Source organism: Streptobacillus ratti, from assembly GCF_001891165.1.
In the GTDB taxonomy this organism is placed as follows: Bacteria; Fusobacteriota; Fusobacteriia; order Fusobacteriales; family Leptotrichiaceae; genus Streptobacillus; species Streptobacillus ratti.
Window position 1 is genome coordinate 15302 of sequence record NZ_LKKW01000002.1, and the last position, 17411, is coordinate 32712.

Annotated in this window: 19 protein-coding genes; 2 read left to right on the forward strand and 17 right to left on the reverse strand. The window is 25.9% G+C overall.

The window, feature by feature from the left end; translation table 11 throughout:
* Positions 1–28 precede the first annotated feature (28 nt).
* The 4 genes from uraA to ruvC form a co-directional block, all read right to left on the reverse strand.
* Entirely contained in the window at positions 29–1300 is a 1272-nt protein-coding gene (gene uraA, locus BT993_RS00615) for a uracil permease (protein WP_072592742.1), read from the reverse strand.
* Positions 1301–1387: 87 nt separating this feature from the next.
* Positions 1388–1669 carry a hypothetical protein gene (locus tag BT993_RS00620; RefSeq protein ID WP_072592743.1) on the reverse strand — a complete coding sequence of 94 codons (282 nt, stop codon included), beginning with the start codon at positions 1667–1669 and terminating at the stop codon, positions 1388–1390.
* Between the two features lies 1 nt (position 1670).
* Positions 1671–2615, reverse strand: a complete 945-nt coding sequence (locus BT993_RS00625; RefSeq protein WP_072592744.1) for a DHH family phosphoesterase — start codon at positions 2613–2615, stop codon at positions 1671–1673.
* Between the two features lie 7 nt (positions 2616–2622).
* Entirely contained in the window at positions 2623–3225 is a 603-nt protein-coding gene (gene ruvC, locus BT993_RS00630) for a crossover junction endodeoxyribonuclease RuvC (protein WP_072592745.1), read from the reverse strand.
* A 108-nt stretch (positions 3226–3333) separates the two neighbouring features.
* On the opposite strand from ruvC, the gene BT993_RS00635 reads away from it, so the two are divergent.
* Complete coding sequence (locus tag BT993_RS00635; protein WP_072592746.1) at positions 3334–4080, forward strand: YebC/PmpR family DNA-binding transcriptional regulator; 747 nt, start codon at positions 3334–3336, stop codon at positions 4078–4080.
* Between the two features lie 10 nt (positions 4081–4090).
* Entirely contained in the window at positions 4091–5020 is a 930-nt protein-coding gene (locus BT993_RS00640) for an L-lactate dehydrogenase (protein ID WP_072592747.1), read from the forward strand.
* A 62-nt stretch (positions 5021–5082) separates the two neighbouring features.
* On the opposite strand, the gene BT993_RS00645 is transcribed toward BT993_RS00640, so the two are convergent.
* From BT993_RS00645 to dapF, 13 genes are all read right to left on the reverse strand, one after another.
* Positions 5083–5547, reverse strand: a complete 465-nt coding sequence (locus tag BT993_RS00645) for a TlpA family protein disulfide reductase (protein WP_072592748.1) — start codon at positions 5545–5547, stop codon at positions 5083–5085.
* Between the two features lie 11 nt (positions 5548–5558).
* Positions 5559–6917, reverse strand: a complete 1359-nt coding sequence (locus BT993_RS00650) for a tetratricopeptide repeat protein (protein WP_072592749.1) — start codon at positions 6915–6917, stop codon at positions 5559–5561.
* An 8-nt stretch (positions 6918–6925) separates the two neighbouring features.
* Entirely contained in the window at positions 6926–8803 is a 1878-nt protein-coding gene (gene metG, locus BT993_RS00655; RefSeq protein ID WP_143604216.1) for a methionine--tRNA ligase, read from the reverse strand.
* Entirely contained in the window at positions 8793–9263 is a 471-nt protein-coding gene (locus BT993_RS00660) for a dihydrofolate reductase (protein ID WP_072592751.1), read from the reverse strand. Before BT993_RS00660 ends, metG begins: the two co-directional genes overlap by 11 nt.
* Positions 9260–9778 (reverse strand): tRNA (uridine(34)/cytosine(34)/5-carboxymethylaminomethyluridine(34)-2'-O)-methyltransferase TrmL, encoded by a 519-nt coding sequence (gene trmL / locus BT993_RS00665; RefSeq protein ID WP_072592752.1) that lies wholly within the window; start codon positions 9776–9778, stop codon positions 9260–9262. The genes BT993_RS00660 and trmL overlap by 4 nt, the downstream gene beginning before the upstream one ends.
* 11 nt (positions 9779–9789) lie before the next feature.
* A complete protein-coding gene (locus tag BT993_RS00670; protein WP_072592753.1) occupies positions 9790–10575 on the reverse strand; it encodes a site-2 protease family protein in 786 nt (261 codons plus the stop codon).
* A gap of 2 nt (positions 10576–10577) precedes the next feature.
* Entirely contained in the window at positions 10578–11213 is a 636-nt protein-coding gene (locus tag BT993_RS00675) for a TrmB family transcriptional regulator (RefSeq protein WP_072592754.1), read from the reverse strand.
* On the reverse strand, positions 11213–12739 hold the full coding sequence (locus BT993_RS00680) for a deoxyguanosinetriphosphate triphosphohydrolase (RefSeq protein WP_072592755.1): 1527 nt from the start codon (positions 12737–12739) through the stop codon (positions 11213–11215). Before BT993_RS00680 ends, BT993_RS00675 begins: the two co-directional genes overlap by 1 nt.
* A 12-nt stretch (positions 12740–12751) precedes the next feature.
* Positions 12752–14101 (reverse strand): MATE family efflux transporter, encoded by a 1350-nt coding sequence (locus tag BT993_RS00685; protein WP_072592756.1) that lies wholly within the window; start codon positions 14099–14101, stop codon positions 12752–12754.
* Positions 14088–14921 (reverse strand): endonuclease/exonuclease/phosphatase family protein, encoded by an 834-nt coding sequence (locus tag BT993_RS00690; protein ID WP_083557338.1) that lies wholly within the window; start codon positions 14919–14921, stop codon positions 14088–14090. Before BT993_RS00690 ends, BT993_RS00685 begins: the two co-directional genes overlap by 14 nt.
* Positions 14922–15014: 93 nt before the next feature.
* Positions 15015–15587 (reverse strand): elongation factor P, encoded by a 573-nt coding sequence (gene efp / locus BT993_RS00695; RefSeq protein WP_072592758.1) that lies wholly within the window; start codon positions 15585–15587, stop codon positions 15015–15017.
* A gap of 61 nt (positions 15588–15648) precedes the next feature.
* The gene (locus tag BT993_RS00700; protein WP_072592759.1) at positions 15649–16629 is read right to left on the reverse strand and encodes an aspartate-semialdehyde dehydrogenase; all 981 of its coding nucleotides are present in this window, start codon (positions 16627–16629) and stop codon (positions 15649–15651) included.
* Positions 16629–17411 carry a diaminopimelate epimerase gene (gene dapF / locus BT993_RS00705; protein ID WP_072592760.1) on the reverse strand — a complete coding sequence of 261 codons (783 nt, stop codon included), beginning with the start codon at positions 17409–17411 and terminating at the stop codon, positions 16629–16631. Before dapF ends, BT993_RS00700 begins: the two co-directional genes overlap by 1 nt.

Genomic DNA, 17411 nt, shown 5'->3' on the forward strand with positions numbered 1-17411 from the left:
TAATATGATCATAATGCTACTTTTCTTATTAATTCCATTTTTCATTCATTATATTAAACTTATCAAATATATAGAATAATAAACTAACAATTATTCCAATAATAGCTGAAAGATTCATTCCTTGAAAAGTGATACCAAATATTTTTATCTGTAATCCTGATAAACCAGCAATAAATATAACTGAAGCTAATATTAAATTTTGTGGTTTATTAAAATTAACTTTTTCTTCTACTAATAATCTTAATCCAGATGACCCTATCATACCGTATAATAGAAAAGTTACTCCTCCTATTACATTTCCTGGTATAGATTGTATTAAAGCTGAAAATGGTCCAATAAATGCCATAAATATTGAAATTATTCCAGCACCTTTTATAACTTGAACACTATATACTCCTGTTATAGCCATTACACCTATATTTTCTCCATAAGTTGTGGTAGGTACTCCACCTACTAATCCTGAAAGCATAGTTGAAAAATTATCAGCAAATAGACTCTTATGTAGCCCAGGGTCTTTTAGTAAATCTCTTTCTATAATCCTACTTGTTACAACTTGATGAGATATATGTTCTGAAACAATAACAAATATTACAGGTAACATAGTTAGTATCGCAGTAACATTAAATTTAGCTAACTCAAATTTTGGTATAGTAAATAATGGAACATTAATTACCGTAGAAAAGTCTACCATACCTAAATATACAGAAGTAATGTATCCAATAACAATAGCTATTAATATCGGTATAGTTGCAAAAAATTTTCTAAATAAAACTGAGCCTAAAATTGCGACAGATAATGTAATCCCAAATACTAATTTATCATTTAATGTAGATGTATCTGTCATTATATTTCCACCAATTTTCCCACCACTTATTGTTATCTTTGCTAATTCAAATCCTATTAATGATACTACAGATCCCATAGCAACAGGTGGGAGTATAATATTAATCCAAAATGTTCCAAATTTATAAATTATTAATGAAATTATAATTCCTACAAACCCAATAAAAACAAATCCACCTAAAGCATATTCATAACCCATATCAGATATGACAATACTCGCTGGTGCTAAGAAAGCAAAACTTGAACCTAGATAAGCTGGTGCTTTCCCTTTAGTAAGAAAAATAAAAAGCAATGTACCAATACCATTCATCAATAGCACTATACCTGTATCAATTCCGAAAATAATAGGTACTAGCACTGAGGCACCGAACATTGCAAAAGTGTGTTGTAAACTTAGTGGCACTAATAATTTAGTTGGCACTTTTTCATCAACTTGAATAATCTTTCTAATTGACATAATTTTCCTCCTTAATTAACTACAGTCTTACTTAGAATTCACTGTAATTTTTAAAATTTTAACAAAAATATAAATCATTGTCAACATTTATTCTGTATAATCATTTTTTTGATATTTTAAAACATTTCCCTCTTCATCAATTTCAAGTGTATATATACCATAATCTCCATATGCACTGACAAACCATTTCCCATAACCCTTTTTATATATCCTCATATCTCTATACTTAATTTTTTCAAAACTTTTTTCAAATATTTTTATACTTACAATATTTGAAATTTCCTTAATATGATGTTTAGACATAGGTGTAACACCTGAACATGATATAAATAAAAATAATGTAAATGTAAAAAATATTTTTTTATTCATCTTATCCCCTCAATTCCTTTAATACTATTTCAAGTACTTCTTCTATTTTTCCAGAAAATTTAAATCCAGCAGCTAATATATGTCCACCACCATTAAATTTTGATGCAATTTTATTTACATCTATATTTTTAGACCTAAAACTACCTTTAAGTTTTCCCTCTTTATCTTCTCTAACAAAAAGTGCAACTTCTACATCTTCAATACTTAATAATAATTCTGATATGCCGTCAGTATCTTCTTCAGATACAGACATGCTTTTCATTTCATATTGTGAAATATTGAAAAAAGCAAACTTTAAATTTTCATAATATTTATACTCCACTAATGCTTTTCCAAATACTCTTACTTTTTCTCTAGTTTTAGAAAAAAGTATATTAGTAATTTCTCTATTATCAATTCCAAATTTCATAAGTTGAGATGCAACATTAAAAGTATCTTCTGTTACGTTAGAATGTCTAAAATTTCCAGTATCATTAATTATTCCTAGATACATAAACTTAGCAATTCTCTCATCAAGTTCTATATTAAATACATCTAAAAATCTATATAATAATTCACATGTAGAAGAAATATTTTCTACATAATTAATATTAAGATATTTACTATTACTAATATGGTGGTCAATATTTATAGTTTCCTTAGCTAATTTAAAAACTTCCTTATCTATAGCAGCTCTATCAATATTTGCAGTATCAAGCATAATAACTAATTCTACATTTTCATCAATAACATCTTTTATATACTTACTTTCATCAAATTTATATATAAACTTAGGAAGCTCATATTGAATTACTATATCAACCTTTTTATTCTTATTATATTTCTCTATCATAAATTTAAATGCAAATAAAGCACCAAAGGCATCTCCATCTGGATTTACATGTGCTGAAAGAATTATATTATCATACTTATCAATTTTTTCTTTAATTTCAAATAATTGTTTCATTATTCCCTCACTTTTTCTTTTTCAAAATATTCTTGTAATCTTCTATACTAATAACATTCTTATTCTTCATTTTATTTTTTTCAATTATTTGTGTAACCTTATTAACTCTATCTCTAGGATTATTAAGTAAAGCTCCAACTCCCCTTATAGTATTAATATGATTAATAGCAATAGCAATAGCATCTGCTGCATCATCTGGTTTAGGAATTTCATCTAATTTAAGTATTATTTTAATCATCTCTTGGACTTGTTTTTTTTCTGCTCTACCATAACCTGTAATACCCGTCTTAACTTGTAATGGAGTATAGTTAAATATTTCAATACCTGAAATTTGTGCCTTAGCTACTATAACTCCTCTTGCTTGAGCAACTGAAATTATAGTTTTTTGATTTTTAAAAAAGAATAATTCTTCAATAGCCATATGGTCTGGTTTATACATATTAATTAAAGTTTCTAATTTAAAAAAAATCTGCTCAAGTCTTTCTGGCATAGGTAAATCTTTATCAGTATATATGCACCCATAATCAATTAATTCAGTCTTACCATTTTTAAAATCTAATATAGAATAACCAATTATAGCAGTCCCTGGATCTATTCCTATTATCCTCATATTGCACCTCTTTTCATTAGTAGTATATCACATTTAATAACATATATACAACTTGAAGAAATATTGTAGAATATGATATAATTTAATAAAAAACAAAGGTGATATGTAATGGCTGGACATAGTAAATGGGCAAATATACAACATAGAAAAGGTAGACAAGATAAAATTCGTGGAAAACTATTTACAAGACTTGGAAAAGAAATTACTATTGCTTCAAGAATAGGTGGAGGTAACCCTGATTTTAACCCTAGACTTAGACTTGCAATAGATAAGGCAAAGGCATCAAATGTTTCAAAAGATGTAATAGAAAAAGCAATCAAAAAAGGTACTGGAGAACTTGAGGGTCTTGAATATATTGAAATTCGTTATGAGGGTTATGGTGCAGGTGGTTCTGCATTTATAGTTGATGTAGTTACAGATAATAAGAATAGAAGTGCATCATCAGTAAGAATGAATTTTTCAAGAAATAATGGTAATTTAGGCTCTGATGGTTCAGTATCATTCATGTTTGATAGACGTGGAATAATCACATTAAATAAAGAAAATGATTTTGATAAACTACTTGAGATATCCATAGTTTCAGGTGCTATTGATGTTATAGAAAAAGAAAATGAAATAATTGTTATTACAGAAGATAAGGATATGGAAAATATTTTAAATATACTTAAAGAAAATAATTTTACTACCATAGAATCTGAAATTGGAATGTATCCACAAAATGAAATAGAAATAACGGATATTGAGATAGCTAAAAATATACTAAATCTTTATGATGCTTTGGAAGATAATGAAGATGTACAAAATATTTATTCAAATTTCAATATCCCAAATTATATATTAGAAAAAATAAATTAGGAGGAAAAACATGAAAAAAACTGCAAAAGTTTCAATAATTGGTGCAGGATTTGTTGGATCTGCTACAACTTTATCTATAGTTCTTTCAGGACTAGCTTCACATGTTGTATTAGTTGATGTAAACAAAGAAAAAGCAAAAGGAGAAGTTTTAGATATAGCCCATGGTGCTGCATTCATTAAAACTTGTGATATTATTTCGGGGGATTATAAAGATACTAAAGATTCTGACATAGTTATAGTAACGGCAGGTGCAAATCAAAAACCAGGAGAAACAAGACTTGATTTAGTACATAAAAATGTAGAAATATTTAAAACTATTATTCCTCAAGTAGCTCGTTATTCACCTAATGCCGTATTAGTAATAGCATCTAATCCAGTTGATATTTTAACTTGGGTTGCATATAAATTATCAGGTTTCCCATCTCATAAAGTAATAGGTACTGGTACTGTACTTGATACTTCAAGACTAAGATATTATGTAGCAGAAGAATTTGACTTGGATGCAAGAAATATACATGCTTACATTATAGGGGAACATGGAGATTCAGAATTTCCAGTTTGGTCATCAGCTAATATAGGACCATTAAATTTCGCTGATTTTTGTGCAAGAGAAGCAAAAAATGCTGAAGAATTAAAAGAAAAAATACATCATAAGGTTAGAGATGCTGCCTATGAAATAATTTCAAGAAAAGGATATACTAATTATGCTATAGGTATGGCAATAAGAAGAATAGTAGAGGCTATTTTAAGAGATGAAAATTGTATTTTAACAATTTCAACTTATAATCAAATTGAAGATGTATACTATTCTATACCTAATATTGTTGGTAGAAATGGACAACACTTAAAAATATGTCCTGAATTTGAAGCAGATGAAAAAGAAAAATTAGAAAATACAAAAAAAGTTCTTAAAGATGTTATTAAAACAATAAAATTATAGATAAAAATAAGAGAATTTCTAAAATTATTCACAGAAATTCTCTTTTTATTTTCTCAATCCTTTTATTTAGCAAAAAGCTCTAATATTTGCTCAATTTCAAATTCATTTTCATCTATATTTTTAATAACTTTTCCATCTTTAATAATACCTATTGCTGGTATAGATTTTAAATTAAGTTTTTGTAATATCTCTTTATCCTTATCTAAGTAATATTCAAAATTATATTTTTTCTCATTAATAAAATCTAAAGTTTCTTTTTCATAATCAACAAATCCATTATCTGAATGAATAAATGGATACATTATAACTGTAATTTTTGTGTCCTTTAATTTATCTTGTATTTTATTTAATCTTTCTAATTCTTCATGACAATGAGGACACCAACTAGCAGCATAAACTATTATATTATTTTCACTTTTAATTACATTTTCGTAATTTTTATCATTAATAATTTTAACATTATTTTTTTCTGCTAAAACACATGAAAATGTAAGTAATGTCATTAAAACCAATATTATTTTTTTCATCTTAAACTCCTTTATTTGTTATTTATTAATATATTAGTATATACTCTTATTTTTTCTTTATCACCATTTTTATTAGCTAAATCTACTAATAGTTCTAAGGCTTTAAGCTCATTTTGAGATAAAGCAATAATTGCATATTTTTTCTTAGCATCTACATCATCGCTTAATAATGAAATTTCATAACTTGCAGGTCCAACTCCAAGCTTAGAAGCTATTTTTAAATAGTCAATATAATTAGACATATTAGATTTTATTCCTGATGTTATTTCTAAATTTTTAACTATAGAATAATAATTAAGAATTGCATCTAAATTTCCTATTTCAAAACTTTTTTTATACATTTCTAATGCCTTATTTATCTCATCTGAATTTTCATAATATTCTCCTAATTTATTATATACAGGATTATATTCTAATAATTCTAAACTATCATAAATTTCTTTTGCTTTTTTCCATTCATCATTTTCATAAAGTAAATTAGCTTTCATAAATTGAATATCTTTATTATACTCAGTAATTTGCTCAAGTATTTCTATAGCTTTTTTTCTCTTATTCTTTGTAGATAAATCTGAATACTGAACAATTTTCATTGCTGATTTTGCATATTTATGTTTCATATATAGTTCTCTATATATTTTTATTGCATTCTGAGTTTCACCTTCCATTTCCAAAAAACTTGCTTTAGCAAATAAAGCATCAACATTTTCTCTTTCTATAAAAGGTTTAAGTATCTTATATGCCACACCTACATCATCTCTATCTAAAAGAAATTTACCTAAAATGTATCTTTCTGAATCCTCTATTTTATTTTGATTAAATTTAACATATAGTTCTTCCATACGTTTAAATTTTTCTAAATTATTTTTCATATCAATATATGTTGTATATATTGTATAATTATTTTGAGCATATGCTTTTTCAAAATATTCATATGCTTCACTATATCTCTTTAGAGAATATAAGTAAGTTGCTAAAAATGATGTTGCTCCTATATTTCCTTGATTAGATGCTTCCTTTAATTTATCTATAGCCTGTTCATACTTATTTGCAAATATTAATGAAGTTGCCTCTCTATATTCTGCATAACCATATGATTTACCTATTTTATTTTCATAAAAAGAATTTAATACATCCTCATCTCCTAAGTAATTTATAACCTCATAAATATCTACATCATTACCTCTATAGGCTTTTTCAAAATTTTTTAAAGTTAAATCATTTTCTTCCCTATATATACTTACTATTCCATCTTCAATATAGTCAAAAGTTTTACTATCATAATTTAATTTCTTATACTGAAATACTAATAACACAACCAATGCGAAAAGAAATACAATAAAAATTTCTTTTATTATTCTATTTTTCTTCATTTATACTCCTATTTTATACTTGTTGAAACTTTAACTAAATTATCTATTTCAACCAATGAAACTCTTTTTTTCTCTGCTGTAGTAAGCAACATTCCTTGAGAAAGTATTCCTCTAATTTCTACAGGTTCTAAGTTTAAAACTGCCATTACCTTTTTACCTAATAAACCTTGTTCATCTTTATAATATCTTGCAATACCTGAAACTATTTGTCTAAGTTCAGTTCCAGTATCTACTATAAATCTTAATAGAGAGTTATTTTCAACAACTCTTTCTACTTTTTTTATCTCTACCACTCTTATATCTACTTGATTAAAATGTTCTATATTAATAGGATTATTTATTATCAAATTTTCTTCAAATTCAGATTTAGGCAGTTCTATTCTTGGAAATAGAACTTCAGCTCTATTTAATTTATTATTTTCTGGATACATTCCCCATTTTTTAATATCCTCAAGTGATAATTCTTTTTCTTCTAAAGCAAGTTGATTTAATATTTTTTTAGAAGAATCTGGCATTATAGGGGAGATTAGAACAGCTATTTTATATATCCCATCAATTAAATTATATAATACTGTTTTAAGTCTATCTATATCATTATTTTTATATAATGTCCACGGTTCTGACTCATCTATATACTTATTTAATCTTGATATAAATTTCCATATAGTTTTTAACATTTCAGAAAAATTATACTCAGTATAATAATTATCAACATTTTTTAAAGTTTCATCCCATAAATTTATTATTTCATTATCTAAACTATTTAATTCATTTATACCATAAACTACTGAATCAAAATATTTATTTTGCATTCCAATTACTCTATTTAATAAATTTCCTAAATCGTTTGCAAGATCTGAATTTATTCTTTGTATAACTGCCATGTTAGAATAATCAGCATCTTGTCCAAATGTTGCTTCTCTTAATAAGAAATATCTAAATTGATCTAAACCATATTTATTTACTTCATCTATTGGATCTACAACATTACCTAAAGATTTAGACATTTTTTGACCATCTTTTGTCCACCAACCATGTACTGCTAATACATCAGGCAATTTAATTCCAGCTGACATAAGCATAGCTGGCCATATTATTGCATGAAATCTTAATATATCCTTACCTACCATATGGACTACTTCTGAATTATTCCAATATATATCAAAATTTTCACTATTATATCCAGCACCAGTTAAATATGAGTTTAGTGCATCAAACCATACATAAACTATATGACCTTTTTCAAGCTCTAAAGGTATTCCCCAATTAAATGTAGTTCTTGAAATAGATAAGTCTTGTAATCCTTGTTTAATAAATGAAATTACTTCATTTTTTCTATTAGATGGTTTAATGAAATCTGGGTGTTCTTCATAGAATTTTAATAACTTATCTTCATATTTTGATAATTTAAAAAAGAAAGATTTTTCTTTCATATCAATTACAGGTTTACCCATGTATAAACCATCTACTAATTGTGATTCTGTAACAAAAGTTTCTTCACTTACTGAATACTTCCCTATATATTCACCACTATATATATCTCCATTTTTATAAACTTTTCTAATTATATCTCCTACTGTAAATTTATGTTTTTCACTAGTAGTTCTTACAAATTCAGAATAATCTATATTAAGTATATCCCATAAATTAATAAAATCTTCTTTCATTTTATCTACCCATTGTTGAGGTGTTACATTATTTTTTTCAGCAGATTCTTGTATTTTTTGACCATGCTCATCAATTCCAGTTATTAATCTAACATTTTTACCTTTTAGTTTATTATATCTTGCAACAACATCACAAATTATTGTTGTATATGCTGTCCCTATATGAGGTTTAGCATTAGGATAATAAATTGGTGTTGTGATATAGAAATTATTCATTATTCCTCCTTGTGTATGTATATAATGTGAATGTATTGTATTTAAATTCTTCAATAAAAAATTTATCACAATTTATTTTAGGAAAATATTTATCTGCACTTGGAAATTCTTCTTCAATTTTAGAAACATAGATTTTTTCTGCATATTTTAAAAACTCTTTATATATACTTTCTCCACCAATAATATATACTATTTCCTCACTATTTAAATATTTTTCCAATATCTCATTTATGTTCCTTATTACATTAATATTCATGTTTTTTTCTAAACTACTACTTATTACTATATTTTCTCTTAAATCTAATGGTTTTCCTATAGATAAATATGTATTCTTACCCATAATTACTTTATGATTTAAAGTAAGTGTTCTAAAAAAATTTAAATCTTCAGGATTATGCCATAACATTTTATTATTCTTACCTATTTCATTATTTTTACCAATAGCAACCACTATATGTATCACTTAATTGTAGCTCCCTTAATTGTTAAATCTTTTCTAATTAATTCTACTTTTTCAGTTTCCATATTAAATTCAAAATTTTGTTGTCTTAATGCCTCATAAAGTATTATGACAGCTGAATTTGATAAATTAAGAGATCTACCAATATTTAACATTGGTATTGTAATATTTTGTTCTTTATATTCATTTAAAATTTCTTCTGGTAATCCACGTGATTCTGATCCAAACATTATATAGTCATCTTCTTCAAATTTTACATCACTATATTTCCTATCAGTCTTAGTTGTGGCAAAATATATTTTACCCTTACCCTTATTTTCCAAAAATTCTTCAAAAGATTCCCAGATTTTCAAATCAACATATTGCCAATAATCAAGACCTGTTCTCTTTATATGTTTATCATTAATTTCAAATCCAAGTGGTTTTATTAAATGAAGTGTTGTGTTAGTTATTACACAACTTCTACCAATATTTCCTGTATTGTATGGCATTTCTGGTTGATATAAAACAATATTCACTTTTATTTCTCCTAAAATATGTATTTTGTAACATCATTAAATACTACATACACCATAAGTATTAATAATAATATCATTCCTACAGTATGTATTTTTTCTTCTAATTTCTTATTTAATTTAATACCAAAATATTCAAGTAAAACAAATATTGTACGACCACCATCTAATGCTGGTATAGGTAATAAATTAAGTATACCTATATTTATAGATAAAAGTGCAAATAAAGGTATTAATACTAAATATCCTTGTGTTCTAATTTGCTCAGCAAAAACTAAAGGAAGACCTACAGGTCCGACCATTTCTTTTGCTTTAACTGCTCCTGTAAGTAACATTTTTAATCCTAAAAATGTTGTTGAAAATACTTTTGCAAACATAGTAAAGGCAAGACTTAAAGGTTGTCCTGTTAGTAACATTAATATTATAAAGGCTATTAATGCTGTAACAAAATTCATAAATACACCAGCTAAAAGAACTATTATCTGTTCAAATTTAGGATGAGATATGAATCCTTTACTATTATACTCCCTTATTTCTTCTTCAGTATAGTCTTTAAATTCTTTATCATCTATGCTAGCTTCAATCATACCCTCTATTAATACATATCCACCTATAGGTATAGCTCTTAAACTATATTGTGTCCCATTTTTTTCTTTACTATAAACTAAAGGCCCCATACCTATAGAAAATTCAGATACAGGCATATTGAATTTTTTTGCAGTATAAAAATGTCCTAATTCATGTAAAAATATTATTAGACTTAGAATCATTAATGTAATTATTACAACAACAAACATCATATTTATTTCTCCGTTTCCATTTTAATTCTTTTACTAATTTGATTTATTAGTAAACTATTTTTTGTATATAACATGGTATTATTATCTTTTAATACCATTTCTTCATTATCTTTAATTAATACAAGCTCATCTGTAGCTTTTTCTTCCTTAATATATACTAAAATATTTTTTTCTTCTAATTCTTTTATTTTATTTATAAAGATTTCATCATATATATTACCTACTACTATTAATATATTTTCTGTATTTTTTATTAACTCCATTATCTTATATGTTAAATTATCTAATCTATCAAATAAATGTATACCCTCCATATTATACTGAGAATACAAGCTATCTAATCTCATTTTTAAACTACTAAGTGTTTCTAACATTTCCTTTTCAAACCTATTAAGAAATACATTTGGATCTATAACACTATAGTTTTTAGAATCATCATTTGATGGCAATAATTTAATTATTCCCTTTTTTTCCATAAATTCCATCATTTTATATGCTGAACTTCTGGAAATATCTATTTTTTTTGAAATTTGAGTAGGATTTTCTCCTGAATATTTAATTAAATGCAAATAAATTTCTGCTTCTATTTCTGTAAACCCTATATTTATCAGTTGATTAAAAATTAATTCTTTATCCATTATTTTATCCCCATTAATTCTTGATAAGTCGTCTTAATATATGAATCAGTCATACCAGAAATATAGTCTGTAACAAGTAATAATCTTAAATATAGCTTATAATTATATATCTTATTTTCATATTCTTGTTCAAGTCTTTCTTTTTTGTTACCCTCAAGTTTTTCTTCCTCTATTTTAGCTTCAAGTTTAGCACGTTGCTTATTCTCAAAATCATTTGCATACACATGATAAGTATATTTTTGATTATCACTTAATATAATTCTATATTTTTTATGTACAGAATTATCTTTTTCAAACTTAGTATCATAATATATTATAGAATTAACAAATTTATCTAATAAAAACTGTATCATAATATTTGCAGTAAGTTCCATTTGATTATTCTTTTTAGATTCAAATATATATTTTCTTGATGTATGTTTTAACATTTTAACTATTTTTGATGATCTACCATCTGCGAGTAATTCCTTAGTAAAAGTTCCATTCATTATATCATTATAGTTATTTATAAAATTATTAACAACATCTTTAATAATTAACCCTTGTATAGAAATAATCCATCTACTTGCAGCATAGTTATGTACACTTTCATAACCTTTTTTCTTTGCCTCTTCCTTATACTTAATAAGTCTATCATAAAATATATCTCCAGCTTCAAAACCATAACTTCTTAAAGCATTTTCTAAATTATAGTAATTTAAATATTTTTTCTTTAATCCATCTTCAACATCTGCTGTAATATATGCTATATCATCTGCTGCTTCTAAAAGAAAAGTTAAAGGATGTCTATATATTTTATTTTCTTTTTCATCATATGTACCTGTTGATTTTACAACATCTAAAAACACATCTTCTTCTGCAAGAAAGTATCCCATTTTCTTATCCTTAATATTTCCACTTTCTTTATCTATATCTTGCGATGAAACAGGGTATTTAATTAATGTATTAAGCAAAGCATAAGTTAAATTCATACCATTTTCATCAACTAAAAAATGTAATTTAGATACTACCCTTATAGCTTGTGCATTCCCCTCAAAATTTTCAAAATCAGCTATCATTTGAGGTGTTAATAAATCTCTTAATTTTTTAACTTCACCATTAAAATCTTTAACATCAGTTTTATCAATAAAACTAGAAAACCACATTCTAATAGTGTCTTCTCCAAAATGCCCAAACGGTGGGTTTCCTATATCATGTATTAAAGCTGCTGATGATAAAATAGTAGAAATAGAATTTAATTCTTCATATCCAAAATCAGGATCTATTTTCTCTTCTATTATTCTTTTACCTATAGATTGTGCTATTGACTTAGCAAAAGATGAAACTTCAAGTGAATGAGTTAATCTAGTTCTAACAAAATCATTTTCTTCTAAAGGAAAAGCTTGTGTTTTATCTTGAAGTCTTCTAAAAGATGGCGATGATATTACTCTATGATAATCTTTTTCAAAATCATTTCTTATATCACTTGATTTTATTCTACTTCTTGCACGTCTAGTATTTATTGATAATAAATTTTTCCAATTCATATATCAGCTCCTCTAATCTCTTATTATTCTTTTAACCCATTTTTTCTGATTATATCTAAATATTGCTGGAAGTAAAACTATAATATCTGAACTTCCTCCTAAAAAATATATTATATTAATAGGAAGATTTAAGCTCTTACCTAATATAGTAAGAGGTACTGAAAACACCCACATTCCAACTAAATCTAACATCATTGCATAATATATATCTCCACCTGCTCTTAATATACCTACGATAATAAGAAGACTTAATCCCTTAAATGGTAATATTAAACTTTCACTAAATACTACAAGTCTTGTTGCACTAATTAAACTAGTTTCTGCTTTCATAAAGCTTAATACTATAGGCGAGATAATATTTACTAAAATTCCAGATAGTATGGCTAAGATTAACATTAATTTAAAACATAATCTAGCAACCTTTTTAGCTTGTTCTAAATTATTAGCTCCTAATTCATTACCAATAAGCACCGATGAAGCATTAGATACTCCACTAAACATACTAATTAACATTGAAGATATAGTCCCTGCCATAACAACAGAAGAAAACTCTACTGCTCCAATATTACTATATATTGATGTCCTATAAGTAATTCCCATTACCCATATAAATTCATGAATAAATGTTGGTAATGATATCTTAATAATATCTTTAACTAAAGAGAAATCAAAAAAAAGTGCCTCTTTAAAATTGTAAAGTATAGGGAATTTGTTTTTCTTTACTATGTATATCATATATATTAAAGATACCAATCTAGCTATAACAGTTGAAATAGCCGCTCCTTTAACACCTAATACAGGTATTAACATTAAATTCCCTACTATATTAAATACAAGTCCTACTATAGAACTATAAAAAGAGTATTTTGATTTACTAATTACCCTAAGCTGCATAGAAAAGACAAAACCTAGTCCTGCAAGAGGGAAAGTAAAACTTACATATTTAAAATAGTCTTTTGCTTGTGCTAAAATCAATGTATCTTTACTATAAAATCTCAGTAATATTTCTGGATCCGTTAAACCTATTACGATAAAAGGTATTGATAAAACTAGTGAAATTATTAATAAAAACCCTAAAATTTTATTCATTTTAAAATAATCTTTATTTCCAAAATATTGTGCTGATAATACTGCTGCTCCACTAAATAGCCCAAATAGTGAAATAATATAAACAAAAAATATTTGGTTAGAAATACCTAGACCTGAAACTGCATTAGTTCCCAATCCTAAAACTGGATCTGTTTTTCCTACCATAAAATTATCTACAAAATTAACAAAGTTATACACTAGGTTCTCTAAAGCCACTGGTATCCCAACTATAAGTATCTTTTTATAGATATTCATATCTTTAATCTTTAACATCTAAATCTCCCTTATTCTCAAATTCCATGAATATTATTAGATGATCTGAAATATATTTCCTAATTTGTTCATAATTATTTTTTGTATAATCATAAACTCCATATCTACCTGTATATTCTCTTAAATTATTTCTATTAAAGAAAGCATTATCATATGAATTAGCAAGTCCCTTGCTTGACATTGTTGTCTTATTCTTATTTGGATTAATTACTTCTTTAACTTTATATATATCCTTAAAATATCTAAATGCCTTGGAATTTGCAGGTAAATTAAAATCTCCTAATAAAATTACATCTTCTTCTTTAGACTTATTCATAAAATATTTATATACTTTATGATATCTACTAGCTTCAATTTCTCTTTCTATCTTATTTTTCCCAAAAATAGAATGTACTGACACTAGTACAAAATCAAAATTATTTGATTTTATTAACACTCCAAATGGTTCTCTAATAAAATCATCTGATTTACCATTTTGATAAGTCCCTAAAGATTTTATGCTATCTACTTTCTTTCTTTTAAACAACACTCCATAATATTCCTTATAATCTTTAGTACCAACTGGAATATCAGAAATTATATATCCCCATTTTTCATTAGTAAGTTTTTCTACTTCATTTTTTAAATTATTTATACCTTTTTCATTCATTACTTCTTGTAAAGAAATAATATCAAATTTAGAAACTATTTTTGCTAAAGAAATCCAATCTTTTTTATTTTCTCCTAGTTTTAAAGCATTAAAACTAGCAATTAATATAGGCTCAGCCCAAATATTTATAGAAAATAAGATTAAAAAAAATAGTTTGAAAATACTTCTCAAAATATCCCCTCTTTCCTTATAATTTACACCTTTAATTATACATCATTTTACAATTTTATTCAAATAAAAAAGACTAGAATACACCTAGTCTTATTAGTTTGCTCTTTCCATATACTCACCAGTACGAGTATCTATTCTAATTTTATCTCCTATATTACAAAATAGAGGTACTTGTAGCTGATATCCAGTTTCTATAGTTGCAGGTTTAGTTGCTCTACCTATAGTATCTCCTTTTAATCCAGGTTCAGTATATGTTATTTCTCTAACTACTGTATTAGGTAATTCAACTCCTACTGCTCTATCTTCATATAATAAAACTTGTATAACCATTTCATCTACTAAAAAGTCTACTGCATCTCCTAAATCATCTTCTGTTAATATCATTTGCTCAAATGTTTCTTGATTCATGAAGAAATATTCTCCATCCATTTGATATAAATATTGCATTTGTGCTCTATCTAAAATAATATCATTCATCATATCAGTTGATAAAACTGTTATTTCTTGCACTTTTCCACTAATTAAATCTTTAATTTTAAATTTCATTTCAGCTGCTCTTGCCTTCTTACCAGAAGTTGATTGATGTCTATCTGCTTTTAAAATTAAATAAGGTGTATTATCTTTAACATATACATTACCTTGTCTTAATTCCATTGCTGCTTTCATAATTTTCCTCCTTAAAATTTTCCTTAATATTATACACTACTTTTAACTGTATGTAAATTATTTATAATAATAACTCTAAAATTTGTACTGCATTTGTTGCTGCACCTTTTCTAATATTATCTGCAACAACCCATAAATTTAATCCATTATCAACAGTTTCATCTCTTCTTATTCTACCTACAAAAACTTCATCTTTACCCTCTGTCATTAATGGTGTTGGATAAATATTATTTTTAACATCATCTACTAATACTACTCCATTTGCACTAGATAATAGTTCTTTAACTTTCTCAATCTCAAATTTAGAGTTTAATTCTACATTAATAGAAACTGAATGTGAATATCTAACAGGAACTCTTACACATGTTGCACTCACTTTTAAATCTGGTCTATTTAATATTTTTCTAGTTTCATTTACCATTTTCATTTCTTCTTTAGTATATCCATTTTCAAGAAAAGTATCTATATGAGGTATAAGATTAAATGCTATTTGTGTAGGAAAATTAGTTGAACTTTCCCCTTTTAAGTTTTTTTCTAAATCATCTAATCCTTTTATTCCAGCACCTGATACAGATTGATATGTTGAATATATTACTCTCTTAATTCCAAAATTATCTTCAAGTACTTTTAAAACAGGTATAACTTGTATAGTAGAGCAATTTGGATTTGCGATTATACCTTTCAACATCTTATCTGCATCTGAAATATTAGCTTCAGGTACTATTAAAGGTACTTCATCATCCATACGCCAAGCACTTGAATTATCTATTACCTTTGCTCCTTTTTCTGCAAATTTAGGGGCAAATTCTAAAGAAGTTGAGCCACCAGCAGAAAATAGGGCAAAATCTATATCATCTTTAATATTTTCTTCTTTAAGTTCAATAATTTCATATTGAGTACCCTTAAATTCAATTTTTTTACCTGCACTTCTACTTGAAGCATATAAATATAGTTTATTAAAAGGTATATTTTTTTCTTCAATAACTTTTAAAATTGTTCTACCAACTAATCCAGTTGCACCAACTATTGCTATATTTTTCATTATTTAACACTTCCTTTGTATATCATTTCACTTGGTCCATTCATAAATATTGTATCATTTTTTATTTCAATTTCTAAAGTTCCACCTAAAAGGTATGTCTTAACCTTATTATTTGTCTTACTTAACATATTTGAAATTAATGCTACTGCACTTGCACCTGTTCCACAAGCTAAAGTTAGACCAGCACCTCTTTCAAAAGTCATAATATTTACTTCTTCACTGTTTTTAACATAAACAAAATTTACATTAGTACCCTTAGGAAATACTTCCTTATTCTCTTCTATACTTTTACCATATTTAATAACAAAGTCCTCATTTAATTCTTCTTTATCAATAAATATAACTACATGATCAGTACCAGTAAAAGTATAAATATATTCAAATGTTCTATCAATGGCTTTTATAGTTCTAATTTCAGTTGTATTAATTGCACTACCCATATCTACAGAAACACAAAAATCATCTTTTTCTGCTTTAATTATCCTTATTTTCTTAATACCTGATAATGTATCTATTAAAATTTCATCATCTTTTGATATTAAATTATGATTATATAAATAATGGGTATAACATCTAATTCCATTACCACACATTGACGCTAAAGAACCGTCTGCGTTATAGAAGTGCATATAAAATTTTTCATTTTTCTTTTTAAGAATAATTACACCATCAGCACCTATAGACTTTCTTCTTTCACAGTATTTAATAACATCATTAGAACTTAAATCTTCTTCTGTAATTATAAAGTCATTACCAAGTCCACTGTATTTTTCAAATTCCAT